The following is a 25,300-nucleotide window of genomic DNA, read 5'->3' on the forward strand; positions in this document are numbered from 1 at the left end:
TTACACCTTATTTCTTTTTGGCTTCTTTACGAACAATTACTTCACCTGCGTATTTTACGCCTTTACCTTTATATGGCTCTGGTGGTCTAAATGCACGTATCTCTGAAGCGACTTGTCCAAGAAGCTGCTTGTCAATGCCCCGAATTATTATCGTGGTATTATTAGGTGTCTCAACCGTAATACCTTCAGGTAGCTTGTACTCAATTGGATGTGAATAACCCAATGAAAGAGCTACCGTTTTGTTACTTGCTTGTGCTCTGTAACCAACCCCGACAAGCTCAAGAGTTAAGTCGAAACCGTTGGTAACGCCTTTGACCATATTGCTTACTAAGGCTCTTACAGTTCCGGCATGCGCCCATGCAGTTGGATCATTTGAAGCAGGGCTAAACGTAATTTTTTTGTCTTCACTCTTACTAACATTTACATGCTTGTTATAGTGTTGAACCAATGACCCTTTTGGTCCCTTTACCGTTAAAGTATCTTTTCCCACAGTCAATTCAACGTTTGCTGGTAACTCTATGGGGGCTTTTGCTACTCTAGACATTTCATTCCTCTCAAGTATTAGGCCACTTCACAGATAACTTCACCGCCAAGACCTTTTGTTCTAGCTGCGACATGTGTCATAACCCCTTTTGAAGTAGACAATATTGCAACACCAAATCCAGGTATTGAAGGTAGCTCTTTAGAAGATTTATACACTCTTAAACCAGGTCTGCTGATACGCAAAATACGCTCAATTACCGGTCTACCGTGGTAATACTTTAATTGTATCGTGATTGATTTAAGATTATTCTCAAGCGGCTGTACATTAAAATCTAATATATAACCTTCTTCTTTTAATACCCTTGCTATTTCCTCTTTTAATTTAGATGAATTCAGGGTAACACTCTGATGTTTTGCTTGCTGACCATTACGAATTCTAGTCAACATGTCAGCAACAGGATCATGCATACTCACAGTTGTTCTCCATTGAATAAATTTTACCAGCTGGATTTACGGCCACCTGTGACATTACCAGTCATTAGCTGTTGTCTCAGGCAAATCCTGCAAAGTCCAAACTTGCGATAAACGGCATGTGGACGGCCACATTGCTGACAACGCGTACTGTTACGCACAGGATTTGAATTCAATGGCAGCTTTGCTAACTTTGCTTGAGCTTCCATAATTTCATCAAAATCCTGCGATGACTTAATTAAAACTTTCAATTCATTTCTTCGTGCTCTATATTTTGCGACGAGCTTTGAACGCTTACTTTCGCGGGCGAGCATAGATTTTTTAGCCACAGTATTTACCCTTCTTAGTGTTTATCTCTGTCTTTCAAAGGCAGGTTAAATGCTTCCAACAAGGCCTTTGCTTCTTCGTTTGTTTTAGCACTTGTGGTTATACAAATATCTAAACCACGAATACCGTCCGTCTTATCAAAATCGATTTCAGGAAAAACGATTTGCTCGTGTATACCCATGCTATAGTTACCTGTACCATCAAATGACTTAGGGTTTAATCCACGAAAGTCACGTACACGAGGCAGTGTTATAGTAATTAATCTATCCAAAAACTCATACATACGTTCACGTCGTAAGGTTACTTTGCAGCCAATTGGCCAACCCTCACGAATTTTAAAACCTGCCAGAGATTTTTTGGCTTTTGTAACAACAGGCTTTTGCCCTGATATTAAAGTCATATCTTCAACAGCGTGGTTCATGACCTTTTTATCTCCAACAGCCTCACCAACACCCATATTTAGTGTGATCTTAAGGATCTTGGGAACTTCCATAACACTTTTGTAGCCGAATTTTTTCATCATCATATCGACTACTTCTTTTTTATAAAACTCTTTAAGTCTAGCCATTTCGTCACCTAATTAGACAAGGTCGATTACTTCATTATTCGACTTGAAGTACCTTACTTTTTGCTTTTTACCGTCTTTTTCTAGATACTTAAATCCTACTTTATCCGCTTTTTTAGATACCGGATTATAAATAGCAACGTTAGAAGCATCTAATGCAGCCTCCCGGGTAATTATTCCGCCCTGCTGATCTAATTGTGGATTTGGTTTAACGTGCTTTTTAATTAAATTCGCACCTTCAACGATAACGTTGTTGCCAAATACCCGCATTACCGTACCAACATGACCTTTGCTTTTTCCGGCAATGACGATAACAGTATCACCTGATTTTATGCGCTTCATAGCTAATCCTTCCTACAATACTTCAGCTGCAAGAGAGATAATTTTCATAAACCGCTCTCTCAGCTCACGAGTCACAGGGCCGAATATACGTGTTCCTATAGGCTCGTTTTGGTTATTTAAAAGTACGGCAGCGTTACCATCGAAGCGTATAAGTGAACCATCATCACGGCGTACACCTTGACTAGTCCTAACCACAACAGCCTTCATAACAGCACCTTTCTTTACCTTACTACGTGGTATTGCATCTTTAATGCTTACTTTAATAACATCACCAACACGCGCATAGCGTCTATGTGACCCACCAAGCACCTTGATACACATCACTTTGCGTGCCCCGCTGTTATCTGCAACTTCGAGCACAGTCTGCATTTGTATCATTCTATTCTCCAGCTCTAAATTCGACCAGAAAAAGGCTGCTGATTATATCAGCCCTCTCATAGTTTTAAAAGTAAAACACATGATTATCAGGAAATTACTTCTACTAATACCCAACTTTTCGTTTTTGAGAGTGGTCGAGACTCACGTATTTTTACTATATTACCAATTCTTCCTACTTGATTTTCATCATGAGCGTGAAGTTTAGTTCTACGCTTCATAATTTTTCCGTATTTAGGATGCTTAACTGTACGTTCAACCATTACAACAATAGTCTTTTGCATCTTATCACTGACAACTTTACCTACTATAGTTCTGCCATTTGTTTCACTATTTACCATGGCTTGTTCCTACCTTTTCAGACATGATTGTTTTAACTCGTGCAATAGTCTTTCTGACTGCTGTAACGAGATGTGTCTTATTTAGCGAGCCACTGGCCTTCTTCATACGGAGGGTCATTTGCTCTTTACGCAAGGAGAGAAGCTCGGCTTGCAATTCTTCAGGTGTTAAGTTTCTTAACTCTTTAATATCTTTCATCACATCACCTTGCGCTCTTCGAAGATTACTTTGAAAGGTAGTTTTGCCTTGGCAAGATCAAATGCTTCCATTGCCAACTCTTTACTAACACCTTCCATTTCAAATAACACTTTACCTGGCTGGATCTGAGCAACCCAATACTCTACGCTACCCTTACCCTTACCTTGTCTTACTTCTAACGGTTTTTGAGTTATTGGCTTATCTGGAAATACACGGATCCAAATCTTACCGCCACGCTTAATATGTCTTGTCATCGCTCTACGAGCTGCTTCAATTTGACGTGCAGTTAGGCGGCCTCGTTCAAGCGCCTTTAGACCAAACTCTCCAAAGCTAACCGTTGAACCCCTTTGGGCTAGACCGCGGTTCCGGCCCTTCATTTGCTTACGATATTTCGTACGTTTTGGCTGTAACATGATTCTAATTCCTCACTTACTTACCGCTTTCAGCGTTTCGGTTTTTCTGAGGGAGCACTTCCCCTTTGAAAATCCACACTTTAACACCTATGATTCCATAGGTTGTTTTAGCTTCAGCAGTACCATAATCAACATCTGCACGGAAAGTATGTAGAGGAACTCTTCCTTCACGGTACCATTCACTACGTGCTATCTCAGCACCGCCTAAACGTCCGCTAACGCAAATCTTGATTCCCTTTGCACCGGCTTTCATAGCGGATGTAACAGCACGCTTCATAGCGCGTCGGAACATAACACGTTGTTCCAACTGTTGGGCAATGCCTTCAGCTACTAGAGTAGAATCCAATTCAGGTTTGCGAACTTCTTCTATATTTAAATGAACCGGAACTCCGAGTTTAGCGGCAATCTCGCTTCTAAGTGCCTCAATACCGCCACCTTTTTTCCCGATAATAACGCCAGGTCTTGCTGTATGAATTGTCACAACAGCATTATTTGCAGGTCGCTCTATGCGGATTTTGCTTACTGCTGCTGCCATAAGCTTTTTCTTCAGGTCTTTACGCAAGTTGATATCTTGATTCAAAAGCTGAGCATAATTTTTGCTTGCATACCACTTTGAATTCCAATCCTGCGTTATACCAAGACGTATACCTATTGGGTTAACTTTTTGTCCCATTGCTATTCCTCGTCAGACACTTTAATTGTGATGTGGCAGGTACGCTTGCATATACGGTTTGCACGACCCTTTGCACGAGGGCTAATTCTCTTCAAAGTAGCCGCCTCATCAACACAAACCACACCCACTTTTAATTCATCGATGTCGGCGCCGTTATTATTTTCAGCATTTGCCATAGCAGACTGAAGTAACTTTAGCATTAACTGCGCACCCTTTTTGGGGGTATATTTAAGGACATCAACTGCTTTAGAAACGTCCATTTTACGTATCATATCCGCAACCAGCCTGCCTTTTTGAGCAGACAGAGGTGCATTTCTTAATTTTGCTGTAACTTCCATCATCGCCTCTTACTTACCTTTGGCTTTTCTGTCACCAGAATGGCCTTTGAACGTACGAGTCATGGCGAACTCACCCAGTTTGTGACCGACCATGTTATCTGTGATATATACAGGAACATGATCCTTGCCGTTATGAACAGCAATTGTAAGGTCAATCATCTCAGGAACAATAGTTGAGCGCCTGGACCAAGTTTTAATCGGTTTTTTGGACTTAGATTCGATCGCCGCTTCAACTTTACTTAATAAGTGATGATCGATAAAAGGACCTTTTCTAATAGAACGTGCCACCTTGATATCCTCTTAGCTAATTATTTCTTCTTACGTCTTCTGACGATAAAACGATCTGTACGTTTATTACTTCTCGTTTTGTACCCTTTTGTTGGCACACCCCATGGTGTTACAGGATGACGTCCACCTGAAGTACGGCCCTCACCACCACCATGTGGATGGTCTACGGGGTTCATCGCGACACCACGCACTGTAGGTCTTATACCTCTCCAACGCTTAGCACCTGCTTTACCAAGGGCACGTAAGCTATGTTCACTGTTTGACACTTCACCAATTACTGCTCTGCAAGTAGTTAAAACTTTGCGCATTTCACCAGAGCGTAATTTCAGCGTTGCATATACACCTTCTTTAGCAACAATTTGTCCACTGCAACCAGCACTACGCAACATTTGCGCGCCTTTGCCAGGTTTTAGTTCCACACAATGGATTGTTGTACCAACCGGAATGTTCCGCAGGGGTAAACAGTTACCAACACTGATTGGTGAGTCTTCACCACTTACAATAGTATTTCCAGCGACTAAACCAGAAGGTGCAATAATGTACCGTCGTTCACCGTCTTTGTAAACTACTAATGCAATTAATGCTGAGCGATTTGGATCATATTCAATTCGCTCTACTCTTGCTTCGACTCCATCTTTGTTCCTTTTGAAATCGATCAAGCGATATTTTGCACGAACTCCACCACCTATATGGCGAACTGTAATTCGGCCTTGGTTGTTCCGTCCACCAGTTTTATTTAACTTTTCAACAAGAGCTGCATGTGGCTGCCCTTTGTGAATATGATGATGGACAACTCGTACTTCACCGCGCTTTCCAGGTGAAGTGGGTTTAGATTTTAATAATGCCATCTTAATCTGCCTTATTCAGTCACGGTAAAGTCGATGTCATAATTCTCATGCAGGGAAACAAAAGCTTTCTTCCAATCAGAGCGCTTTCCACTCATTTGCTTGAAACGCTTTCTTTTACCTTTAACATTCATTACAGACACACTTTTGACTTTAACATTAAACATCTGCTCAACAGCAAGTTTAATTTCTTGTTTAGTCGCTGTTTTTAGCACCTTAAAAGTAAACTGCTTAAATTTATCAGCCATCACTGTCGCTTTTTCAGAGGTATGTGGCTCGCGCAGTACCATTAATAATCGTTCTGCATTCATTGTAACTGCTCCTCTAAACTCTTAATGGCTTCCTCAGTAATGAGAATCTTCTCAAAACGAAGGAGGCTAACAGGATCTAAACAACTTACATCACATATGTCATATTGATATAAATTACGTGAAGCAAGGTATTCATGCTCACCAACTTCATTCATTACAATCAATGCATTTTGCAAGTCAAGCTCATTCATTTTTGCAATAAAATCTTTAGTTTTATGTGATTGGCACTGAAAGTCGCTCACAACAACTAGATTTCCACTTCTATGAAGCTCGGAGATTATACTACGCAATGCGCGTTTGTACATTTTTTTATTAAGCTTCTGGCTATAATCGCGCTTTTTAGATGCGAAGGTCACTCCACCGGAACGCCAGATTGGGCTACGAATAGTTCCAGCTCTTGCCCTACCAGTACCTTTTTGATTCCATGGCTTCTTACCACCACCACGAACTTCAGAGCGTGTCTTTTGTGCACTATTTCCGCTACGAGCCTTGTTCATGAATGCGACTACAGCTTGGTGTATCAAGCCTTCGTTATAGTTATAGCCAAATACTTCTTCACTTACACTCAACTTAGCGTTGGTATCTTTAGTAATAAGTTCCATTATTCGCCCCTTACTTTCTTCTTAACAGCGGGCCTTACTTCAACTCTCGCTCCAGGACAGCCAGGAATGGCGCCTTTGATTAAAAGTAAATTACGCTCTTTGTCAACTCGAACCAATTCTAAATTTTGCGTAGTACAACGTACATTACCCATGTGACCGGCCATTTTCTTACCTTTGAATACTCGGCCTGGTGTCTGGTTTTGTCCGATTGAACCAACAACACGGTGCGAACGGGAGTTACCGTGTGTTGCATCCTGTGTACGGAAATTGTAACGCTTTACTGTTCCTGCAAATCCTTTACCTTTTGAATTGGCAGCAACATCAACAAGCTGACCATCATTAAAGATATCGTTTACAGAAATAAGCTGTCCTGGCGCAAATTGCTCAACTGAATCCATACGGAATTCACAAAGCATATCACCAGCATCAATCTGCGCTTTAGCAAAATGACCAGCTAATGGCTTGTTCACATGGCTAGATTTTTTTTCACCACCTGTCAATTGAACAGCACTATAACCATCAGTATCGATAGTTTTAATTTGTGACACTCTGTTAGGTAGTACTTCTACAACTGAGACTGGTATAGAAATACCATCTTCCGTAAATACCCGTGTCATACCGATTTTTCGGCCTAATAACCCAATCGTCATTGTAACACCTCGTTAATAACCCTTGCCTTAGAGAGACTACTCGTCATCAAGGCTAATTTGCACATCAACCCCAGCGGCCAAATCAAGTTTCATCAGCGCATCTACTGTCTTCTCGGTAGGGTGCACAATTACGACTAGGCGTTTATGGGTACGCAACTCATATTGATCTCGTGCATCTTTGTTAACATGCGGAGATATCAATACGGTGAACTTCTCTTTTCGAATTGGCAAAGGTATTGGGCCACGAATTTGTGCCCCAGTACGTTTTGCAGTTTCGACAATCTCGCGAGTTGATAAATCAATTAACCGATGGTCAAAAGACTTCAGACGTATTTTAATATTTTGATTGTTGCTCATTTTTATTACTCAATGATTTTTGCGACAACACCAGCACCAACAGTGCGGCCACCTTCTCGAATTGCAAAGCGCAATCCCTCATCCATAGCAATTGGTGAATGCAGGTTAACTATCATTTGAACATTATCACCTGGCATCACCATTTCTACACCTTCTGGTAAATCACAAGAACCAGTTACGTCTGTTGTTCTAAAGTAGAACTGTGGACGGTATCCGTTGAAGAATGGTGTGTGTCGACCACCTTCATCTTTTGACAATACGTACACTTCTGCTTCGAACTTTGTATGCGGCTTGATTGAACCTGGCTTAGCTAATACTTGGCCGCGTTCAACTTCGTCTCTCTTGGTTCCACGTAATAACACACCAACGTTGTCCCCAGCGCGACCTTCATCGAGCAACTTACGGAACATTTCAACGCCTGTACAGATCGTTTTCTGTGTATCACGGATTCCTACAATCTCTACTTCTTCACCAACTTTTACGATTCCGCTCTCGACTCGACCTGTTACTACTGTTCCACGTCCAGAAATTGAGAATACGTCTTCGATTGGTAACAAGAAGCTCTTGTCAATGTTTCTTACTGGTTCAGGGATATATGAATCCATTGTCTCAACCAGTTTTTCAATCGCTTTAACGCCGATATCGCTTTCATCGCCTTCTAAGGCTTTCAACGCTGATCCAACTATAATTGGAATATCGTCGCCTGGGAATTCGTAGCTGCTTAGCAGGTCACGAACTTCCATCTCTACCAGCTCTAATAGCTCTGCATCGTCTACCATGTCAGCTTTGTTCAGGAATACAACTATATAAGGTACGCCTACCTGACGGGACAACAGAATGTGTTCTCTTGTTTGTGGCATTGGACCATCAGCTGCTGATACTACCAAGATCGCTCCATCCATCTGGGCGGCTCCGGTAATCATGTTCTTCACATAGTCCGCGTGGCCTGGGCAATCAACGTGCGCATAATGGCGATTCGCTGATTCGTACTCTACGTGAGCTGTTGATATCGTAATTCCACGCTCACGCTCTTCTGGCGCTGCGTCAATCTGGTCATAGGCTTTCGCTGTACCGCCAAATTTCTTTGCCATTATTGTCGTAATCGCTGCTGTCAACGTCGTCTTTCCATGATCTACGTGACCAATTGTGCCTACGTTAACGTGCGGCTTCTTACGCTCAAATTTTTCCTTCGCCATTTCTATACCTCATTAACTTTTATTGTTTCTTGATAATCGCTTCAGCTATGTTTGCAGGTGCTTCTGCATATTTAGCAAACTCCATGGTGTATGTAGCACGACCCTGAGTTGCAGAGCGAAGATCAGTTGCATAGCCAAACATTTCAGCCAGGGGAACTTCTGCACGAACAATTTTACCAGCTGGAGAATCTTCCATACCCTGAACCAGACCTCTTCTACGGTTAAGGTCTCCCATTACATCACCCATGTAATCTTCAGGAGTAACAACCTCGACATCCATAATAGGTTCAAGTAAAACTGGCTTTGCTTTCAAAGCACCTTGTCTGAAGCACTGAGAACCAGCAATCTTAAATGCCATTTCGCTAGAATCGACTTCATGGAAAGAACCATCAAACAGAGTTACCTTCACGTCAACTACTGGATATCCGGCGATAACACCATTTTGCATCTGTTCTTGTACACCTTTATCAACTGCAGGTATGTATTCTTTAGGAATAACCCCACCAACAATTGCATTCACGAACTCATAACCAGCACCTGGCTTCTGAGGTTCAATTTTCAGCCAAACATGTCCGTACTGACCACGTCCACCTGATTGACGAACAAACTTACCTTCTTGCTCAACAACTGCCTTTAACGTTTCACGATAAGCTACCTGAGGTTTCCCAACATTCGCTTCAACATTAAATTCACGCTTCATACGATCAACAATAATTTCAAGATGCAGTTCACCCATACCTTCAATAATTGTTTGACCGGACTCTTCATCTGTATGAACTCGGAAGGAAGGATCTTCTTGAGCCAGTTTACCAAGAGCAGTTGACATTTTTTCCTGATCAGCTTTTGTTCTTGGCTCAACAGCTACTGCAATAACTGGATCTGGGAAGTCCATTCGCTCAAGAGTAACAACATGATCAATGTCACAGAGTGTATCACCTGTTGTTACAGTTTTAAGTCCAACAGCCGCAGCAATATCTCCTGCTCGTACTTCTTTAATTTCTTCACGAGAGTTTGCATGCATTTGTAAAAGTCGACCAATCCGCTCTTTTTTACCTTTTACAGGATTGTAAATCGTATCTCCACTCTTCAGAATGCCTGAATAAGCTCTGAAATATGTTAGTGTACCAACAAAGGGATCAGTAGCAATTTTAAAAGCCAGGGCAGAGAAAGGCTCATCGTAAGAGGTATGGCGGTGTATTTCTTCACCATCTTCGTCTACCCCTTTAATTGCCGGAATATCAAGAGGTGATGGCAAATAGTCAATAACACCATCAAGCACAGCTTGGACGCCTTTATTCTTAAATGCAGAGCCACAAAATACTGGTACAATTTCATTATTAATTGTGCGCTTGCGTAATGCCTTTTTAAGCTCTTCTTCAGAGAGTTCTTCACCCTCAAGGTACTTTTCCATTAGCTCTTCAGAAGCTTCTGCTGCAGCCTCTATGATATGCCCTCGATATTCTTCGCACTGAGCTCGCATATCTTCTGGAATATCTGAATAAGTAAAAGACATTCCCTTAGATTCCTCATCCCATTCAATAGCCTTCATCTTAATTAGGTCAATAACACCTTTAAAGGTTTCTTCTGCCCCAATAGGCAATTGAACAACAACAGGATTGGAACCTAGACGTTGTTTAATCTGAGATACAACTCGTAGGAAGTTAGCTCCCATACGGTCCATTTTGTTTACGAATACAATACGTGGAACACCATATTTATCCGCTTGACGCCATACAGTTTCAGATTGGGGCTCGACACCTGATACAGAATCGAATACCACAATTGCACCATCCAACACACGAAGTGAACGTTCTACTTCAATCATGAAGTCAACGTGCCCAGGGGTATCGATAATATTAATGCGGTGAAGAGCGAAACTCTTGTCCATTCCAGGCCAGAAACAAGTTGTAGCAGCAGAGGTGATAGTAATACCACGCTCCTGCTCCTGAACCATCCAGTCCATGGTTGCAGCGCCATCATGAACTTCACCAATCTTGTGCGAGACACCTGTGTAAAACAGAACTCGCTCAGTAGTGGTGGTTTTTCCGGCATCAACGTGTGCTGCGATGCCGATGTTCCTGTATAGCTCTAATGGAGTAGACACGAGTTACCTCTCTATTAATTCCATCTAAAATGAGCAAAGGCCTGGTTAGCTTTTGCCATTTTATGCGTATCTTCGCGCTTCTTAACTGCAGAGCCTTTGCTCTCAAACGCGTCCGATAGCTCACCAGCTAATCGTAGCATCATACCTTTTTCGCCACGTGAACGTGCTGCCTGAACAATCCATCGCATACCCAAAGCGATAGATCTGTCGGTGCGAACTTCCACAGGGACCTGATAAGTTGCTCCACCCACTCGTCTTGACCTAACTTCGACACTAGGACGAACATTATCAAGCGCTTGTTCAAAATAACGTAAAACACCAGCTGACGTTGATGAACCACCTTGCTCACCATCCTCGTCTTCCGATTTTTTGGTTTTCTTAACGCGGTCATTTAGTACTTCTAAAGCACCGTAAATGATTTTCTCAGCAGTAGATTTCTTACCACTAATCATCAATACGTTAATAAACTTTGCGAGCAATTCACTGTGATGCTTTGGATCAGGTAGAATCTCACGCTTGGGGACTTCTCTTCTTCTTGGCATGTCTAGTTCCTACAATCAGATTATTTCTTATCTTTTGGTTTCTTAGTACCGTACTTAGAACGGCCTTGCTTACGATCGTTTACACCAGATGTATCCAAACTACCGCGTACTGTATGATAGCGAACACCAGGTAAGTCTTTAACACGACCGCCACGAATCAACACCACCGAGTGCTCCTGAAGGTTATGGCCTTCACCACCGATGTATGAAGATACTTCAAAACCATTCGTCAAGCGCACACGAGCAACCTTACGCATAGCTGAGTTAGGCTTCTTAGGTGTTGTTGTATAAACACGCGTACAAACCCCACGTCTTTGCGGACATGATTCCAATGCAGGGACGTTAGACTTTCTCTTGGCGTCCGCGCGAGGCTTTCTTACTAACTGATTAATAGTAGCCATTTATTCTTAACTCCGAACTTTCATTTGTATTTATTTCGAATGCATAAGGAGGCCGGATTCTATATAGGTCCGGAGGGTTTGTCAAGCACAAACCCTCTGTCAATAGATCCAGATTAATGATCATGGTTATCTTCGGCATTAAGAGCTTCACTTAATGCGTGTTCCACATCACTAGCTGTTACCGTATGCGTAGTATGCTCAGTACCTGCAGCTTTAGCGCGTTTTGCCTTTCGGCTTTGGTGATAGGCATAGCCAGTTCCCGCAGGAATTAAGCGTCCAACCATCACGTTTTCCTTCAAGCCGCGCAAATCATCGATCTTTCCACTTACTGCTGCTTCTGTCAGGACACGAGTTGTTTCCTGGAATGACGCAGCGGAAATAAACGATTCTGTTGCCAAAGACGCTTTGGTAATACCAAGTAATATTGGTGTTCCATGCGCCACTTGCTTTCCTTCTGCAACAAGTCTGTCATTCTCTTGCAGCATCACACTTTCCTCGACCTGTTCACCTGCGAGGAATTTCGAATCGCCAGCAAATGTTATTACACGCTTACGTAACATTTGTCGAACAATTGTTTCAATATGTTTATCGTTGATTTTTACACCTTGTAAACGATAAACATCCTGAACTTCGTTAACAATATAATTCGCCAGTGCTCCAACACCAAGCAGACGAAGTATATCGTGCGGATTCAATGGGCCATCGGCGATCACTTCACCACGCTCAACGTGCTCACCCTCAAAGACAGAGATATGACGCCATTTAGGAATAAGCTCCTCGTGTGATTGATGCTCTGAAGCAGAGATAATTAAACGTCTCTTGCCCTTCGTTTCCTTACCAAAGTTAACCAAACCAGAAACTTCTGCCATTACCGCAGCATCTTTTGGTTTTCTCGCTTCGAATAGATCCGCAACTCTTGGCAGACCCCCGGTAATATCACGCGTTTTGGAGCGCTCCTGTGGGATACGTGCGATAACGTCCCCAACACCTACTAAATTACCATCTTCAAAATTAATGATTGCATCGACGGGCAGATAGTACTGAGCAGGAACATTTGTACCTGCAAGGAAAATCTCATCACCATCGTCAGAAACCAACTTGACCATTGGACGCATATCTCTTCCGGCAGAACTACGCTGTTTAGCGTCAGTAACAACGATATTACTTAATCCTGTAATCTCGTCGGTTTGTCGATTCATCGTCATACCCTCAATCAAATCGACAAATTTGAGTTTACCGCTTACTTCTGAAATAACGGGGTGAGTATGCGGATCCCAAGTTGCGATGACCTGACCAGCTTCTACGGCTTGATTATCATGCATAGTTAAAACTGCACCGTATGGTAGCTTGTATCGCTCACGTTCACGGCCAAAATCATCAACAATAGATACCTCTCCCGAGCGAGAAATAGCAACCAGGTTGTTATTTTCGTGTGTAACAGTCTTAATATTGTGTAGGCGGATAACACCCTTGTTTTTGATTTGAATATTATTCGCAGCTGTTGCTCTTGACGCAGCACCACCGATATGGAATGTACGCATTGTCAGCTGTGTACCTGGTTCACCGATTGATTGTGCAGCGATGATACCAACAGCTTCTCCGGTATTTACCAAGTGTCCTCGAGCTAAGTCACGGCCATAACAGCTTGCACAAAGACCGAATCGCGTGTCACAAGTTATTGGAGAACGAACCAATACCTGATCAACACCAAATTTCTCGAGTTTTTCAACCCAATCTTCATCAAGCAGAGTACCTGCTGTAACAACAGGTTCTTCCTGATTGGGGATATACACGTCAGTAGCAACGACACGTCCTAAGACACGCTCGTGCAATGGCTCTACAATATCGCCACCTTCAATCAATGGCTGCATTAATACACCGTTCTCAGTACCACAATCATCTTCGGTAATAACAACGTCTTGAGCCACGTCAACTAGTCGGCGTGTCAAATAACCTGAGTTAGCTGTCTTCAATGCAGTATCAGCAAGACCCTTACGTGCACCGTGAGTAGAAATAAAGTATTGGAATACGTTTAATCCTTCACGGAAGTTAGCGGTAATAGGTGTCTCAATAATCGAGCCATCTGGTGCAGCCATCAATCCCCGCATACCTGCGAGCTGCCTAATCTGAGCAGCAGAACCCCTCGCACCAGAGTCAGCCATCATAAAGATCGGATTAAATGAGTCTTGTCTTAACGTTTTTCCGTTGCGATCGACTACTTCTTCTGTCGCAATTTTAGCCATCATTGACTTGGCAACCATTTCATTGGTTCTAGACCAAATATCAATAACTTTGTTGTATCGCTCTCCGTTTGTTACGAGACCAGAACGGAATTGAGATTCAATTTCGCGAACCTCATTATCAGCCTGCTCAATAATTGCTGCCTTATCATCAGGTATTTCCATATCATCAATACCAATTGAAGCACCAGCGCGAGTCGCATATTTGAAACCCATATACATAAGCTGGTCGGCAAAAATTACAGTTTCTTTCAAACCAAATTTACGATAACAACCATCAACAACCTTTGTGATCGCTTTTTTGGTCATTGCCCTGTTAACTTGAGAGAAAGGCATTCCCTTCGGCAAAATATCTGACAGAATGCCACGGCCAACAGTTGTCTCAACGAGATGGTATTTTCCATTGTTTTCGGCAGTATCAACAGGCATTCTGATTTTCACTTTTGCATGAATATCAACATATCCCGCTTCATAAAAGTTCTGAGCTTCCTGAGGACTTACAAAAATCTTACCTTCGCCAGGAGCATTAATGCGCTCACGAGTCAGATAATAGAGTCCGAGTACTACGTCCTGGCTCGGTACAATAATAGGCTCACCACTCGCAGGTGATAAGATATTATTGGTAGACATCATTAATGATCTAGCTTCGAGCTGTGCTTCCAATGTGAGAGGGACGTGGACTGCCATCTGGTCGCCGTCAAAGTCGGCGTTATATGCAGTACAAACCAATGGATGCAGCTGTATCGCCTTACCTTCAATAAGAACCGGTTCAAAGGCCTGAATACCTAAACGGTGTAAGGTTGGTGCACGGTTAAGAAGAATTGGATGTTCGCGAATTACATCATCGAGAATATCCCAAACAACAGGCTCTTCCCTTTCAACCATTTTCTTGGCAGCTTTAATTGTCGTCGCCAAACCTCTGAATTCCAATTTGCTGAATATGAATGGCTTAAACAGTTCCAAAGCCATTTTCTTAGGCAAACCACATTGATGTAAGCGAAGTGTAGGTCCAACTACAATAACTGAACGGCCTGAATAATCTACACGCTTACCGAGAAGGTTCTGTCTGAATCGACCCTGTTTACCCTTAATCATATCAGCTAAAGATTTAAGTGGGCGTTTGTTTGTACCAGTTATTGCTCGTCCACGCCGACCATTATCCAGTAAGGCATCGACGGACTCTTGCAACATACGCTTCTCGTTACGGACAATAATATCTGGCGCACTAAGATCAAGTAATCTCTTCAATCGGTTGTTTCGATTGATGACGCGACGGTACAAGTCGTTTAGATCAGATGTCGCAAAGCGTCCACCATCCAGTGGAACCAAGGGTCGGAGATCAGGTGGTAGAACGGGTAATACATCCATGATCATCCATTCAGGTTTATTGCCAGATTCATAGAACGCTTCCAACAATTTTAATCTTTTTGTAATTTTCTTGATCTTTGTCTCAGAATTGGTTGTTGGCAATTCTTCTCTTAAGGATTTGATTTCTTCTTCAAGATCGATTTGTCTCAATAGGTCGCGAATTGCTTCAGCACCCATACGAGCATCAAATTCATCTCCGTATTGCTCCATAGCATCAAGATAAACTTCATCATTGAGTAATTGACCACGCTCAAGCTCAGTCATGCCAGGATCGACAACAACAAAGGCTTCGAAGTATAAAACGCGCTCGATATCGCGAAGAGTCATATCCAGTAGTAGACCTATACGGGATGGTAATGATTTCAGGAACCAGATATGAGCAACAGGGCTAGCTAGCTCGATATGGCCCATACGTTCACGACGTACTTTCGCCAATGCAAGCTCGACTCCACATTTCTCACATATGACGCCACGGTGCTTAAGTCGCTTGTACTTACCACATAGGCATTCATAGTCTTTAACTGGACCAAAAGTCTTAGCGCAGAACAGCCCATCACGTTCAGGTTTGAACGTGCGGTAGTTAATAGTTTCAGGCTTTTTAACTTCGCCATAAGACCATGAACGTATTAAATCAGGCGATGCAAGTGCAATTTTAATTGCATCAAATTCCTCACTTTGACCTTGTTGCTTGAGGATGCCAAGAAGGTCACTCATTATAGGTGCCTTTCTCATTGGGTCGCTGCTTAGATTAGCCAAGTCTATGCCTCCAAAAAAATAAATTAGTCAGAACTCTTCGATTAACGCTTAGTCGTGGTCAAGTTCAATATCAATACCCAATGCGCGGATTTCTTTCAACAGTACGTTGAACGATTCTGGCATTCCTGGATCCATACGATGATCACCATCAACTATGTTTTTATATATCTTCGTGCGTCCTCCGACATCATCTGATTTAACTGTTAACATTTCTTGTAAAGTATAAGCAGCTCCATACGCTTCTAGTGCCCATACTTCCATTTCCCCAAAACGCTGACCACCAAACTGTGCTTTACCACCGAGCGGTTGTTGGGTTACTAAGCTATAGGAACCAGTTGAACGTGCGTGCATCTTATCATCAACCAAGTGATTCAACTTAAGCATGTACATGTAGCCGACAGTAACAGGATTATCAAACGCCTTACCAGTTCGTCCATCATACAATATTGTTTTTCCATCGCGTCTTAGACCTGCTAACTCAAGCATTGATTTAATTTCAGGCTCACTGGCCCCATCAAAAACTGGAGTTGCCATTGGTACACCAGAACGCAGGTTATTTGCCAGCAGCATCAGCTCGTTATCATCTAAACTGTCAAGACGGACGCGTTCTACACCATCATGATTATAAATCTTAGATAGATAAGCTCTGACTTCAGCCACATTCTTCTTGCTATCCAGGAGTTCAGCAATTCGATGTCCAAGACCCTTAGCCGCTAAGCCAAGATGTGTTTCTAATACCTGTCCGATATTCATACGTGAAGGTACACCCAGTGGATTTAACACGATATCAACTGCTGTACCATCTTCCATATGAGGCATATCTTCAACCGGTACAACTATGGAAATAACCCCTTTGTTACCGTGTCTTCCAGCCATTTTGTCACCGGGCTGAATTCTACGTTTAACCGCAAGATAAACTTTAACAATCTTTAATACGCCAGGGGCAAGATCATCCCCTTGAATTATTTTCTTCCGGCTATCGTTAAAGCGCTTTTCCATTTCTTTACCAAGCAATTCTAATTGCTTAGACAATTGCTCCAGCTGTTGACTGACAGAATCATCATCAACACGGATATCAAACCATTTTTCTCTATCAACTTTTTCTAAATACTCAGGGCTGATTTTTGAACCTGGTTTAATACTGGATGGACCGCCTGTTGCAGCTTTGTTTAATAACAGATTATGAACACGATGATAAATGTCTTCTTCGCGAATACGGCGTTCATCAATCAAGTCTTTACGTACTCTTGCCAGATGCTCCTCTTCAATGCTCTTTGCACGCTCATCCTTTTCCAAGCCATCACGTGTGAAAACTTGTACGTCAATAACTGTTCCATTCATTCCTGAAGGAACTCGCAGTGAAGAATCTTTAACATCAGAGGCTTTTTCACCAAATATTGCTCGAAGAAGCTTCTCTTCAGGTGTCAGTTGTGTTTCCCCCTTTGGTGTCACTTTACCAACTAGGATATCTCCAGCACTAACTTCAGCACCTATGTAGACAACCCCTGACTCATCAAGACTTGCTAATGCAGATTCACCAACATTTGGAATATCTGCCGTGATTTCTTCTGTACCGAGTTTTGTATCTCTGGCGATACAAGTTAATTCTTCGATATGAATTGTAGTAAATCTATCTTCTTGAACAATTCGCTCTGAGATTAAGATAGAGTCCTCGAAGTTATAGCCATTCCAAGGCATAAAAGCGACCAACAGATTTTGTCCAAGTGCTAACTCACCCATATCTGTACATGGGCCGTCAGCAAGAACATCACCTCGTTGGATACGATCGCCGGTAGAAACAATCGGTCGTTGGTTGATACATGTGTCTTGGTTGGAGCGGAAATATTTAGTTAGGTTGTAAATATCCACACCAGTCTCACCTGCTGTCGTTTCATCATCATTGACACGAACAACTATCCTGGATGCATCGACCAGATCAATAACGCCACCACGCTTGGCAACAACAGAAACCCCTGAATCAGAGGCAACTGTTCTTTCCATACCAGTACCAACTAATGGCTTTTCTGATCTCAAAGTAGGAACTGCCTGACGTTGCATGTTTGATCCCATCAATGCACGGTTCGCATCATCATGCTCCAAAAATGGAATAAGTGATGCAGCAACCGAAACGATTTGCTTGGGTGAGACATCCATATAATTGATTTTATCTGGTGTAGTTAACGAAAATTCATTTTGATGTCTGCAAGGAACCAGATCTGCAAGAATTTTGCCATTTTCATCAACTGCTACACTAGATTGTGCAATATACTGATCAACTTCTTCGATCGCTGATAAATACTCAATTTCATCGGTAACACGCCCATCAACCACTTTTCGGCAGGGTGTTTCGATAAAACCGTACTCATTAGTTCTTGCATAAACAGACAGAGAGTTGATCAAACCAATGTTTGGTCCTTCAGGTGTTTCAATTGGGCAAACACGGCCATAGTGGGTAGTATGAACGTCACGTACTTCAAAGCCCGCTCTTTCACGCGTTAAACCACCTGGGCCAAGTGCTGACACACGGCGTTTATGAGTTACCCCAGAGAGTGGGTTTACCTGATCCATAAACTGTGACAACTGGCTTGAGCCAAAGAATTCTTTTACAGCTGCTGAAACAGGTTTTGCATTAATCAGGTCTTGCGGCATCAAATTCTCTGATTCTACGAGGCTTAAACGCTCTTTAACAGCTCGTTCAACGCGAACCAAACCTACGCGGAATTGGTTTTCGGCCATTTCCCCGACAGATCTGACACGTCGGTTACCTAAGTGGTCAATATCATCAACCATACCAATACCGTTACGTATGTCGATGAGCGTCTTAATTACTGCAAGGATATCTTCTTTTGTAAGAGTTCCTGGACCGGTATCTTCTTTACGACCAACACGGCGGTTAAATTTCATACGTCCGACAGCGGATAGATCATAACGGTCATCAGCAAAAAAGAGGTTCTTGAACAATGCTTCTGCAGCCTCTTTTGTGGGTGGCTCGCCAGGACGCATCATTCTGTAGATCTCAACTAATGCTTCAAGTTGACTTGTGGTTGGATCAATCTTCAACGTATCTGAAATATAAGACCCATGATCTAAATCGTTGGTGTAAATAGTTTCAAAGCTGAGAATTCCGTTTTGCGCGAGTTGATCAAGCAAGTCTGCCGTAATCTCATCATTCGCTTGTGCCAAAATTTCTCCAGTCTCAGTATTTACTATGTTCTTAGCTAAAATCTTGCCTACCAAATAATCTCTGGGCACAACAAGATCCTGCATATTGCTTTTTTCCATAAGCTTAATATGACGGGCCGTTATGCGGCGGCCTTGATCTACGATTAGCTCACCTGTTTCTGGTACAGCAATATCAAAAGAAGCCATTTCACCACGTAATCTCGATGGAATAAGGGTAATATGGAATTCGCCGTTTTTAAGCTGGCATGTGGTGGATTCAAAAAACTCAGCAAGTATGTTTTCAGTTTCATAACCTAATGAGCGTAATAAAATACTGACTGGTAATTTGCGTCGTCTATCAATTCGAACAAATACGCAATCTTTCGGATCAAACTCAAAATCTAACCATGAGCCACGGTAAGGAATAATGCGCGCGGAATAAAGCAATTTTCCGGATGAATGCGTTTTACCTCTATCATGTTCGAATATAACACCTGGTGAACGATGTAATTGTGAAACTACAACTCGCTCAGTACCATTGACTACAAAGGTACCTACATCAGTCATGAGAGGAATTTCTCCCATAAATACATCTTGTTCGCGAATATCTTTTATTGGCTTCGGTTCGCCAGCAGCATCTTTATCAAGTACTACCAAGCGGATTTTAACTCTTAGTGGGGCAGAATAGGTCAGACCTCGAAGTTTACATTCGCGTACGTCAAAAGCAGGCTCACCCAGCTTATAGCTAACGTATTCTAGTCTTGCGTTACCCGAAAAACTTTCTATAGGGAAAACTGATGAAAAAGCAGCCTGTAACCCTGTATTTTGCTGTGTACTAGCACTTGAATCGGTCTGTAAGAAATCTCTATATGACTTTAGCTGGATTTCAAGCAGATTAGGAATTGCCATCTTATCTGCTTGTCTACCAAAGCTTTTGCGAAATCGTTTTTTCTCAGCATGCGAGTATTGATGAGCGTTAGCTTCTGCAATTGCCATGGTGGTTCCTCTGTAAATTATTGATGTCAATCAAACACACAAACCCAGCCATGAAACCATGGCTGGGTCTTATACATATAAACAACGGTATTACTTAACTTCGACAGATGCGCCAGCTTCTTCAAGCTTTTTCTTCATCTCAGCAGCTTCGTCTTTAGACACGCCTTCTTTAACAGTTGCAGGAGCACCTTCTACTAAGTCTTTAGCTTCTTTCAAGCCTAAACCAGTAATTTCACGAATTGCTTTAATAACGCCTACTTTGTTAGCTCCAAAGCTTGTCATTACGACATCAAACTCTGTCTTTTCTTCAACAGCGGCAGCAGCACCAGCAGGTGCAGCAACTGCAACGGCTGCAGCAGCAGCTGATACGTTAAATTTTTCTTCCATTGCTTCAATCAGTTCTACAACTTCCATAACAGTCATGTTAGCGATTGTCTCAAGGATATCATTTTTTGATACAGCCATTTCTAGCTCCTAGATTAAAAATTAAATAAAGATTATGTGGTTATTGTTGCTTTTTGTCTTTAATTGCAGCTACCGTTCTAACCAGTTTGGCATGAGGCTCTGCAAGAGTTCGAACAAATTTCTCAACAGGTGCTTTCATCACATACATTAATTTAGCTATTGCTTCATCTCGCGTTGGCAAGCTGGCTACAGCTTCTAATTGGTGGGCTTCATAGACTTTACCACCAACTGATAATGCTTTGACTTCTAGCTTGTCAAATGTTTTTACGAATTCCTTTAACATTCGCGCAGCATCACTTGGGGCTTCCATTGATAATGCGATAAATAAAGGACCAACCAACTTGTCGCTTAGGCAGGAGAAATCAGTGCCTTCAAATGCTCTTCGTGTCAAAGTATTTGGCACTACTCGCAGATATACACCTGATTTACGAGCTGCACTTCTAAGTTGGGTCATTTGGTTAACTGTTAAACCACGATAATCAGCAACGACTGCCGAAATAGCCTTTGAAGCAACTGCAGTTACTTCTTCAACAACGGCTTTCTTTGCAGCTAATGTTAATGTCACGTTACTGACCTCCTAAGTTGTGCAAATCCATTCAGATTTGACAGTTATGGTGGCCGTCTCAGAGAGATCTCGGAGCCGGTTCACCGTCTGCGCAGGGTATTAAGCTTTAAGCACCTGCGGTCTTCGACAGCATCGAACCATGTCTATGCCGTGAAAGCGTTTTAAAGGGCGCTGCATATTACACAGGTATTGAAGCAAGATCAATAGTTATCCCCGGGCCCATTGTTGTTGAAAGTGAGATTTTCTTGAAATATACGCCTTTAGATGATGCTGGTTTCGCTTTTTTCAAGTCAACCATCAGTGCTGCGATGTTTTCGATTAAGTCTTCTGGTGAAAAGTCAATCTTACCAACGCTGCAATGAATAATACCATTCTTGTCTGTTCTGTAACGCACCTGGCCTGATTTAGCATCTGTAACTGCCGCTTCTACGTTCATTGTTACAGTACCTACTTTCGGGTTAGGCATCAATCCACGAGGGCCGAGGATTTGGCCTAATTGACCGACAATACGCATTGCATCTGGTGTTGCAATAACAACATCAAAGTTCATTTCGCCTGCTTTAATTTGTTCTGCTAGATCTTCAAAACCTACCAGGTCAGCACCAGCATTTTTAGCTTTAGCTGCATTTTCACCTTGTGCGAATACTGCAACTCTTACTGTCTTACCTGTGCCCTTAGGTAGATTTGTTGATGAGCGAACAACTTGATCTGATTTTCTTGGATCAACACCAAGGTTCACACTGATATCAATACTTTCTTTAAATTTCGAGCTTGCAAATTCTTTCAGAACAGCTATCGCTTCTACAGCACTATATAGATGATTAGGCTTGATCGTTTCGCGAATTCTTTTTTGCTTTTTACTTAACTTAGCCATGGTAACCCCTTATTCTAAACCTTCTACCTCAATACCCATACTACGAGCAGTTCCTGCGATACTTCTAACTGCCGCCGCCAAACTTCCTGCTGTTAAATCAGGTTCTTTAATCTTGGCGATCTCTTCGAGTTGAGCACGAGTAAGCTTAGCAACTTTTTTAGTGTTGGGATTTCCACTACCACTCTGAATACCAGCAGCTTTCTTCAATAAGACAGATGCAGGTGGTGTTTTTGTAATGAAAGTAAAACTGCGATCAGAATAAACAGTGATCACTACAGGTGTAGCCAATCCTGGTTCTAAATTTTGGGTTGCAGCGTTAAAAGCTTTACAAAATTCCATAATGTTAACACCACGCTGACCTAAGGCAGGTCCAACTGGCGGACTTGGGTTAGCTTTACCTGCTGGAATTTGCAGCTTTATATATGCTTCTACTTTTTTAGCCATCTTCACTCCTTATGGGTATAACGCATTTTCATATAAAAAATCAAATAATGATTTTTTACAGTACTCATACTCCCCTGTTACAAACAAATTATTAAGTCTTTTCTACTTGACTAAATTCAAGTTCAACCGGTGTTGAGCGTCCAAAAATCAATACAGCGACCCTTAGCCTGCTTTTCTCGTAGTTAACTTCTTCCACAACACCATTAAAGTCGACAAATGGACCATCTTTAACGCGAACAACTTCACCTGGTTCAAACAAGATTTTAGGTTTAGGCTTAGTCACCCCATCTTCAACCCGCTGTAGTATTGCTTGGGCTTCTTTATCGGAAATTGGGGTTGGGGTCTGACTAGTTCCACCAATGAATCCTAATACACGTGGTATAGCGCGGATCATATGCCATGTTTCATCATCCATAACCATATTCACAAGTACATAACCTGGAAAAAATTTTCTTGTACTTTTTCTCTTTTGGCCTGCACGCATTTCAACGACTTCTTCAGATGGAACGACTACTTCGCCAATTTTATCTTCTAAATGATGATGTTCAGTACGCGACTTAATTTCACGCATAACAAAGTTTTCATACCCCGAATATGCATGAACGACATACCATTGTTTAGTTTTATGTTCTTCCACCGTATTATCAACCTAGACGTGTTATTTTAGCGATTATCCACATCATTCCAGAATCTATTCCCCAAAGAACAAATCCGGTTACTGTAACCATAATCATAACGATTGATGTGGTTTGGACTGTTTCCTGGCGCGTTGGCCAAACAACCTTTTGTAATTCTATCTTTGCTTCTTTTGCAAATTCAAAGGCTTGTCTTCCTTGAGTAGTAAAAAACGCTAATAGTGCTGTCAATACAAACCAACCAATCCAGATAAGTGCCTCTATTGGGCCTGAGAAATCGTAGTGGTAAGTCCCAAAAAAAGCTAAGGCTGTGACAAGTGCAGTACCTATCCACAGGATTATATCTTTAACATTCATTTTGGAATTATTTGAATTTTTCATAATTATCTAGTAGTTGGCAGGCCAGGAGGGAATCGAACCCCCAACCTGCGGTTTTGGAGACCGCCGCTCTGCCAATTGAGCTACTGGCCTAAATCAATCTTGTGTAGAACTCCAGAATCTCCGGAATTCTACACTTCCGATCACTTATTCAATGATCTTTGCAACAACACCTGCACCAACAGTGCGACCACCCTCTCGAATTGCAAAGCGCAATCCCTCATCCATAGCAATTGGTGAATGTAGGTTAACTATCATTTGAACATTATCACCTGGCATCACCATTTCTACGCCTTCTGGTAAATCACAAGAACCAGTTACGTCTGTTGTTCTAAAGTAGAACTGTGGACGGTATCCGTTGAAGAATGGTGTATGTCGACCACCTTCATCTTTTGACAATACGTACACTTCTGCTTCGAACTTTGTATGCGGCTTGATTGAACCTGGCTTAGCTAATACTTGGCCGCGTTCAACTTCGTCTCTCTTGGTTCCACGTAATAACACACCAACGTTGTCCCCAGCGCGACCTTCATCGAGCAACTTACGGAACATTTCAACGCCTGTACAGATCGTTTTCTGTGTATCACGGATTCCTACAATCTCTACTTCTTCACCAACTTTTACGATTCCGCTCTCGACTCGACCTGTTACTACTGTTCCACGTCCAGAAATTGAGAATACGTCTTCGATTGGTAACAAGAAGCTCTTGTCAATGTTTCTTACTGGTTCAGGGATATATGAATCCATTGTCTCAACCAGTTTTTCAATCGCTTTAACGCCGATATCGCTTTCATCGCCTTCTAAGGCTTTCAACGCTGATCCAACTATAATTGGAATATCGTCGCCTGGGAATTCGTAGCTGCTTAGCAGGTCACGAACTTCCATCTCTACCAGCTCTAATAGCTCTGCATCGTCTACCATGTCAGCTTTGTTCAGGAATACAACTATATAAGGTACGCCTACCTGACGGGACAACAGAATGTGTTCTCTTGTTTGTGGCATTGGACCATCAGCTGCTGATACTACCAAGATCGCTCCATCCATCTGGGCGGCTCCGGTAATCATGTTCTTCACATAGTCCGCGTGGCCTGGGCAATCAACGTGCGCATAATGGCGATTCGCTGATTCGTACTCTACGTGAGCTGTTGATATCGTAATTCCACGCTCACGCTCTTCTGGCGCTGCGTCAATCTGGTCATAGGCTTTCGCTGTACCGCCAAATTTCTTTGCCATTATTGTCGTAATCGCTGCTGTCAACGTCGTCTTTCCATGATCTACGTGACCAATTGTGCCTACGTTAACGTGCGGCTTCTTACGCTCAAATTTCTCCTTCGCCATCGGAAGATCTCCCCATTTCAAAAGTTATAACTGTATGGTGCCCACAACTGGACTCGAACCAACGACCTCTTCCTTACCAAGGAAGTGCTCTACCGCCTGAGCTATGTGGGCTTTAATATTCAGACCGTAGCATTGTTTTAATTCCACAGCCTGCTTTCACAAACTTGGAGCGGGTGATGGGAATCGAACCCACGCTATCAGCTTGGAAGGCTGAAGTTCTACCATTGAACTACACCCGCTTGTATACCATATCTCCTGC

Annotated in this window: 30 protein-coding genes and 3 tRNA genes; all 33 read right to left on the reverse strand. The window is 42.4% G+C overall.

The window, feature by feature from the left end; genetic code table 11:
• Positions 1-7 precede the first annotated feature (7 nt).
• Positions 8-544, reverse strand: coding sequence for a 50S ribosomal protein L6 (gene rplF, locus BN1094_RS11490; protein WP_043874507.1), 537 nt, complete (start codon positions 542-544; stop codon positions 8-10).
• A gap of 17 nt (positions 545-561) precedes the next feature.
• Positions 562-951, reverse strand: coding sequence for a 30S ribosomal protein S8 (rpsH, locus tag BN1094_RS11495; RefSeq protein ID WP_425411914.1), 390 nt, complete (start codon positions 949-951; stop codon positions 562-564).
• 29 nt (positions 952-980) lie between these two features.
• The gene (gene rpsN, locus BN1094_RS11500; protein ID WP_043874509.1) at positions 981-1,283 is read right to left on the reverse strand and encodes a 30S ribosomal protein S14; all 303 of its coding nucleotides are present in this window, start codon (positions 1,281-1,283) and stop codon (positions 981-983) included.
• A 14-nt stretch (positions 1,284-1,297) separates the two neighbouring features.
• The gene (rplE, locus tag BN1094_RS11505; protein ID WP_043874510.1) at positions 1,298-1,849 is read right to left on the reverse strand and encodes a 50S ribosomal protein L5; all 552 of its coding nucleotides are present in this window, start codon (positions 1,847-1,849) and stop codon (positions 1,298-1,300) included.
• A gap of 12 nt (positions 1,850-1,861) precedes the next feature.
• Positions 1,862-2,188: a 50S ribosomal protein L24 gene (gene rplX, locus BN1094_RS11510; protein ID WP_043874511.1), complete on the reverse strand. Its 327-nt coding sequence runs from the start codon at positions 2,186-2,188 to the stop codon at positions 1,862-1,864.
• Positions 2,189-2,200: 12 nt separating this feature from the next.
• A complete protein-coding gene (rplN, locus tag BN1094_RS11515) occupies positions 2,201-2,566 on the reverse strand; it encodes a 50S ribosomal protein L14 (protein ID WP_043874512.1) in 366 nt (121 codons plus the stop codon).
• Between the two features lie 86 nt (positions 2,567-2,652).
• On the reverse strand, positions 2,653-2,904 hold the full coding sequence (gene rpsQ, locus BN1094_RS11520; RefSeq protein WP_043874513.1) for a 30S ribosomal protein S17: 252 nt from the start codon (positions 2,902-2,904) through the stop codon (positions 2,653-2,655).
• Entirely contained in the window at positions 2,894-3,100 is a 207-nt protein-coding gene (gene rpmC / locus BN1094_RS11525; protein ID WP_043874514.1) for a 50S ribosomal protein L29, read from the reverse strand. Before rpmC ends, rpsQ begins: the two co-directional genes overlap by 11 nt.
• Positions 3,100-3,513 (reverse strand): 50S ribosomal protein L16, encoded by a 414-nt coding sequence (rplP, locus tag BN1094_RS11530; RefSeq protein WP_019217916.1) that lies wholly within the window; start codon positions 3,511-3,513, stop codon positions 3,100-3,102. The genes rpmC and rplP overlap by 1 nt, the downstream gene beginning before the upstream one ends.
• A 16-nt stretch (positions 3,514-3,529) precedes the next feature.
• Positions 3,530-4,186 (reverse strand): 30S ribosomal protein S3, encoded by a 657-nt coding sequence (gene rpsC, locus BN1094_RS11535; protein ID WP_043874515.1) that lies wholly within the window; start codon positions 4,184-4,186, stop codon positions 3,530-3,532.
• Positions 4,187-4,188: 2 nt separating this feature from the next.
• Entirely contained in the window at positions 4,189-4,524 is a 336-nt protein-coding gene (gene rplV / locus BN1094_RS11540; protein ID WP_043874516.1) for a 50S ribosomal protein L22, read from the reverse strand.
• Positions 4,525-4,533: 9 nt separating this feature from the next.
• Positions 4,534-4,812 carry a 30S ribosomal protein S19 gene (rpsS, locus tag BN1094_RS11545; RefSeq protein ID WP_043874517.1) on the reverse strand — a complete coding sequence of 93 codons (279 nt, stop codon included), beginning with the start codon at positions 4,810-4,812 and terminating at the stop codon, positions 4,534-4,536.
• A gap of 20 nt (positions 4,813-4,832) precedes the next feature.
• Positions 4,833-5,660 (reverse strand): 50S ribosomal protein L2, encoded by an 828-nt coding sequence (gene rplB / locus BN1094_RS11550; RefSeq protein WP_043874518.1) that lies wholly within the window; start codon positions 5,658-5,660, stop codon positions 4,833-4,835.
• 11 nt (positions 5,661-5,671) lie between these two features.
• Positions 5,672-5,968, reverse strand: a complete 297-nt coding sequence (gene rplW, locus BN1094_RS11555) for a 50S ribosomal protein L23 (RefSeq protein ID WP_043874519.1) — start codon at positions 5,966-5,968, stop codon at positions 5,672-5,674.
• Positions 5,965-6,570 (reverse strand): 50S ribosomal protein L4, encoded by a 606-nt coding sequence (gene rplD / locus BN1094_RS11560; RefSeq protein WP_043874520.1) that lies wholly within the window; start codon positions 6,568-6,570, stop codon positions 5,965-5,967. Before rplD ends, rplW begins: the two co-directional genes overlap by 4 nt.
• Complete coding sequence (rplC, locus tag BN1094_RS11565; RefSeq protein WP_043874521.1) at positions 6,570-7,220, reverse strand: 50S ribosomal protein L3; 651 nt, start codon at positions 7,218-7,220, stop codon at positions 6,570-6,572. The genes rplD and rplC overlap by 1 nt, the downstream gene beginning before the upstream one ends.
• A 36-nt stretch (positions 7,221-7,256) precedes the next feature.
• The gene (gene rpsJ / locus BN1094_RS11570) at positions 7,257-7,577 is read right to left on the reverse strand and encodes a 30S ribosomal protein S10 (RefSeq protein WP_043874522.1); all 321 of its coding nucleotides are present in this window, start codon (positions 7,575-7,577) and stop codon (positions 7,257-7,259) included.
• 5 nt (positions 7,578-7,582) lie between these two features.
• Positions 7,583-8,773 (reverse strand): elongation factor Tu, encoded by a 1,191-nt coding sequence (gene tuf / locus BN1094_RS11575; RefSeq protein ID WP_043874523.1) that lies wholly within the window; start codon positions 8,771-8,773, stop codon positions 7,583-7,585.
• Between the two features lie 19 nt (positions 8,774-8,792).
• Positions 8,793-10,877: an elongation factor G gene (fusA, locus tag BN1094_RS11580; protein WP_043874524.1), complete on the reverse strand. Its 2,085-nt coding sequence runs from the start codon at positions 10,875-10,877 to the stop codon at positions 8,793-8,795.
• Positions 10,878-10,891: 14 nt separating this feature from the next.
• Positions 10,892-11,419 (reverse strand): 30S ribosomal protein S7, encoded by a 528-nt coding sequence (gene rpsG, locus BN1094_RS11585; protein ID WP_043874525.1) that lies wholly within the window; start codon positions 11,417-11,419, stop codon positions 10,892-10,894.
• A gap of 20 nt (positions 11,420-11,439) precedes the next feature.
• The gene (gene rpsL / locus BN1094_RS11590) at positions 11,440-11,820 is read right to left on the reverse strand and encodes a 30S ribosomal protein S12 (RefSeq protein WP_043874526.1); all 381 of its coding nucleotides are present in this window, start codon (positions 11,818-11,820) and stop codon (positions 11,440-11,442) included.
• 113 nt (positions 11,821-11,933) lie between these two features.
• Positions 11,934-16,142, reverse strand: a complete 4,209-nt coding sequence (rpoC, locus tag BN1094_RS11595) for a DNA-directed RNA polymerase subunit beta' (protein WP_043874655.1) — start codon at positions 16,140-16,142, stop codon at positions 11,934-11,936.
• A gap of 90 nt (positions 16,143-16,232) precedes the next feature.
• Positions 16,233-20,342: a DNA-directed RNA polymerase subunit beta gene (rpoB, locus tag BN1094_RS11600; RefSeq protein WP_043874527.1), complete on the reverse strand. Its 4,110-nt coding sequence runs from the start codon at positions 20,340-20,342 to the stop codon at positions 16,233-16,235.
• 90 nt (positions 20,343-20,432) lie between these two features.
• Positions 20,433-20,807: a 50S ribosomal protein L7/L12 gene (rplL, locus tag BN1094_RS11605; RefSeq protein WP_043874528.1), complete on the reverse strand. Its 375-nt coding sequence runs from the start codon at positions 20,805-20,807 to the stop codon at positions 20,433-20,435.
• Positions 20,808-20,847: 40 nt separating this feature from the next.
• Positions 20,848-21,372 (reverse strand): 50S ribosomal protein L10, encoded by a 525-nt coding sequence (gene rplJ, locus BN1094_RS11610; protein ID WP_043874529.1) that lies wholly within the window; start codon positions 21,370-21,372, stop codon positions 20,848-20,850.
• Between the two features lie 178 nt (positions 21,373-21,550).
• Positions 21,551-22,246 carry a 50S ribosomal protein L1 gene (rplA, locus tag BN1094_RS11615; RefSeq protein WP_043874530.1) on the reverse strand — a complete coding sequence of 232 codons (696 nt, stop codon included), beginning with the start codon at positions 22,244-22,246 and terminating at the stop codon, positions 21,551-21,553.
• Between the two features lie 9 nt (positions 22,247-22,255).
• A complete protein-coding gene (gene rplK, locus BN1094_RS11620) occupies positions 22,256-22,690 on the reverse strand; it encodes a 50S ribosomal protein L11 (protein WP_043874531.1) in 435 nt (144 codons plus the stop codon).
• A gap of 91 nt (positions 22,691-22,781) precedes the next feature.
• The gene (nusG, locus tag BN1094_RS11625; protein ID WP_043874532.1) at positions 22,782-23,327 is read right to left on the reverse strand and encodes a transcription termination/antitermination protein NusG; all 546 of its coding nucleotides are present in this window, start codon (positions 23,325-23,327) and stop codon (positions 22,782-22,784) included.
• Between the two features lie 7 nt (positions 23,328-23,334).
• Positions 23,335-23,706, reverse strand: a complete 372-nt coding sequence (gene secE, locus BN1094_RS11630; protein WP_043874533.1) for a preprotein translocase subunit SecE — start codon at positions 23,704-23,706, stop codon at positions 23,335-23,337.
• 14 nt (positions 23,707-23,720) lie between these two features.
• Positions 23,721-23,796: transfer RNA gene (locus tag BN1094_RS11635), tRNA-Trp, on the reverse strand.
• 54 nt (positions 23,797-23,850) lie between these two features.
• Positions 23,851-25,041 carry an elongation factor Tu gene (gene tuf, locus BN1094_RS11640; RefSeq protein ID WP_043874523.1) on the reverse strand — a complete coding sequence of 397 codons (1,191 nt, stop codon included), beginning with the start codon at positions 25,039-25,041 and terminating at the stop codon, positions 23,851-23,853.
• A gap of 35 nt (positions 25,042-25,076) precedes the next feature.
• Positions 25,077-25,152: transfer RNA gene (locus BN1094_RS11645), tRNA-Thr, on the reverse strand.
• A gap of 54 nt (positions 25,153-25,206) precedes the next feature.
• A tRNA-Gly gene (locus BN1094_RS11650) sits at positions 25,207-25,280 on the reverse strand.
• Between the last annotated feature and the right edge of the window lie 20 nt (positions 25,281-25,300).

The sequence above is a fragment of the Legionella massiliensis genome (assembly GCF_000756815.1).
Classification (GTDB): Bacteria; Pseudomonadota; Gammaproteobacteria; order Legionellales; family Legionellaceae; genus Tatlockia; species Tatlockia massiliensis.

Coding starts and splice junctions, on each gene's coding strand:
- tuf (WP_043874523.1), bottom strand. CDS start 25,041: ATGGCGAAGGAGAAATTTGAGCGTAAGAAGCCGCACGTTAACGTAGGC.
- rplV (WP_043874516.1), bottom strand. CDS start 4,524: ATGGAAGTTACAGCAAAATTAAGAAATGCACCTCTGTCTGCTCAAAAA.
- rpsJ (WP_043874522.1), bottom strand. CDS start 7,577: ATGAGCAACAATCAAAATATTAAAATACGTCTGAAGTCTTTTGACCAT.
- rpsH (WP_425411914.1), bottom strand. CDS start 951: ATGCATGATCCTGTTGCTGACATGTTGACTAGAATTCGTAATGGTCAG.
- rpsC (WP_043874515.1), bottom strand. CDS start 4,186: ATGGGACAAAAAGTTAACCCAATAGGTATACGTCTTGGTATAACGCAG.
- rplC (WP_043874521.1), bottom strand. CDS start 7,220: ATGACGATTGGGTTATTAGGCCGAAAAATCGGTATGACACGGGTATTT.
- rpsL (WP_043874526.1), bottom strand. CDS start 11,820: ATGGCTACTATTAATCAGTTAGTAAGAAAGCCTCGCGCGGACGCCAAG.
- rplD (WP_043874520.1), bottom strand. CDS start 6,570: ATGGAACTTATTACTAAAGATACCAACGCTAAGTTGAGTGTAAGTGAA.
- rplW (WP_043874519.1), bottom strand. CDS start 5,968: ATGAATGCAGAACGATTATTAATGGTACTGCGCGAGCCACATACCTCT.
- rplK (WP_043874531.1), bottom strand. CDS start 22,690: ATGGCTAAAAAAGTAGAAGCATATATAAAGCTGCAAATTCCAGCAGGT.
- rpoB (WP_043874527.1), bottom strand. CDS start 20,342: ATGGCAATTGCAGAAGCTAACGCTCATCAATACTCGCATGCTGAGAAA.
- rpsQ (WP_043874513.1), bottom strand. CDS start 2,904: ATGGTAAATAGTGAAACAAATGGCAGAACTATAGTAGGTAAAGTTGTC.
- rplB (WP_043874518.1), bottom strand. CDS start 5,660: ATGGCATTATTAAAATCTAAACCCACTTCACCTGGAAAGCGCGGTGAA.
- rpmC (WP_043874514.1), bottom strand. CDS start 3,100: ATGAAAGATATTAAAGAGTTAAGAAACTTAACACCTGAAGAATTGCAA.
- rplL (WP_043874528.1), bottom strand. CDS start 20,807: ATGGCTGTATCAAAAAATGATATCCTTGAGACAATCGCTAACATGACT.
- rplP (WP_019217916.1), bottom strand. CDS start 3,513: ATGTTACAGCCAAAACGTACGAAATATCGTAAGCAAATGAAGGGCCGG.
- rplE (WP_043874510.1), bottom strand. CDS start 1,849: ATGGCTAGACTTAAAGAGTTTTATAAAAAAGAAGTAGTCGATATGATG.
- rpsG (WP_043874525.1), bottom strand. CDS start 11,419: ATGCCAAGAAGAAGAGAAGTCCCCAAGCGTGAGATTCTACCTGATCCA.
- rplN (WP_043874512.1), bottom strand. CDS start 2,566: ATGATACAAATGCAGACTGTGCTCGAAGTTGCAGATAACAGCGGGGCA.
- rplX (WP_043874511.1), bottom strand. CDS start 2,188: ATGAAGCGCATAAAATCAGGTGATACTGTTATCGTCATTGCCGGAAAA.
- secE (WP_043874533.1), bottom strand. CDS start 23,706: ATGAAAAATTCAAATAATTCCAAAATGAATGTTAAAGATATAATCCTG.
- rplA (WP_043874530.1), bottom strand. CDS start 22,246: ATGGCTAAGTTAAGTAAAAAGCAAAAAAGAATTCGCGAAACGATCAAG.
- rpoC (WP_043874655.1), bottom strand. CDS start 16,142: ATGAGTGACCTTCTTGGCATCCTCAAGCAACAAGGTCAAAGTGAGGAA.
- tuf (WP_043874523.1), bottom strand. CDS start 8,773: ATGGCGAAGGAAAAATTTGAGCGTAAGAAGCCGCACGTTAACGTAGGC.
- rplF (WP_043874507.1), bottom strand. CDS start 544: ATGTCTAGAGTAGCAAAAGCCCCCATAGAGTTACCAGCAAACGTTGAA.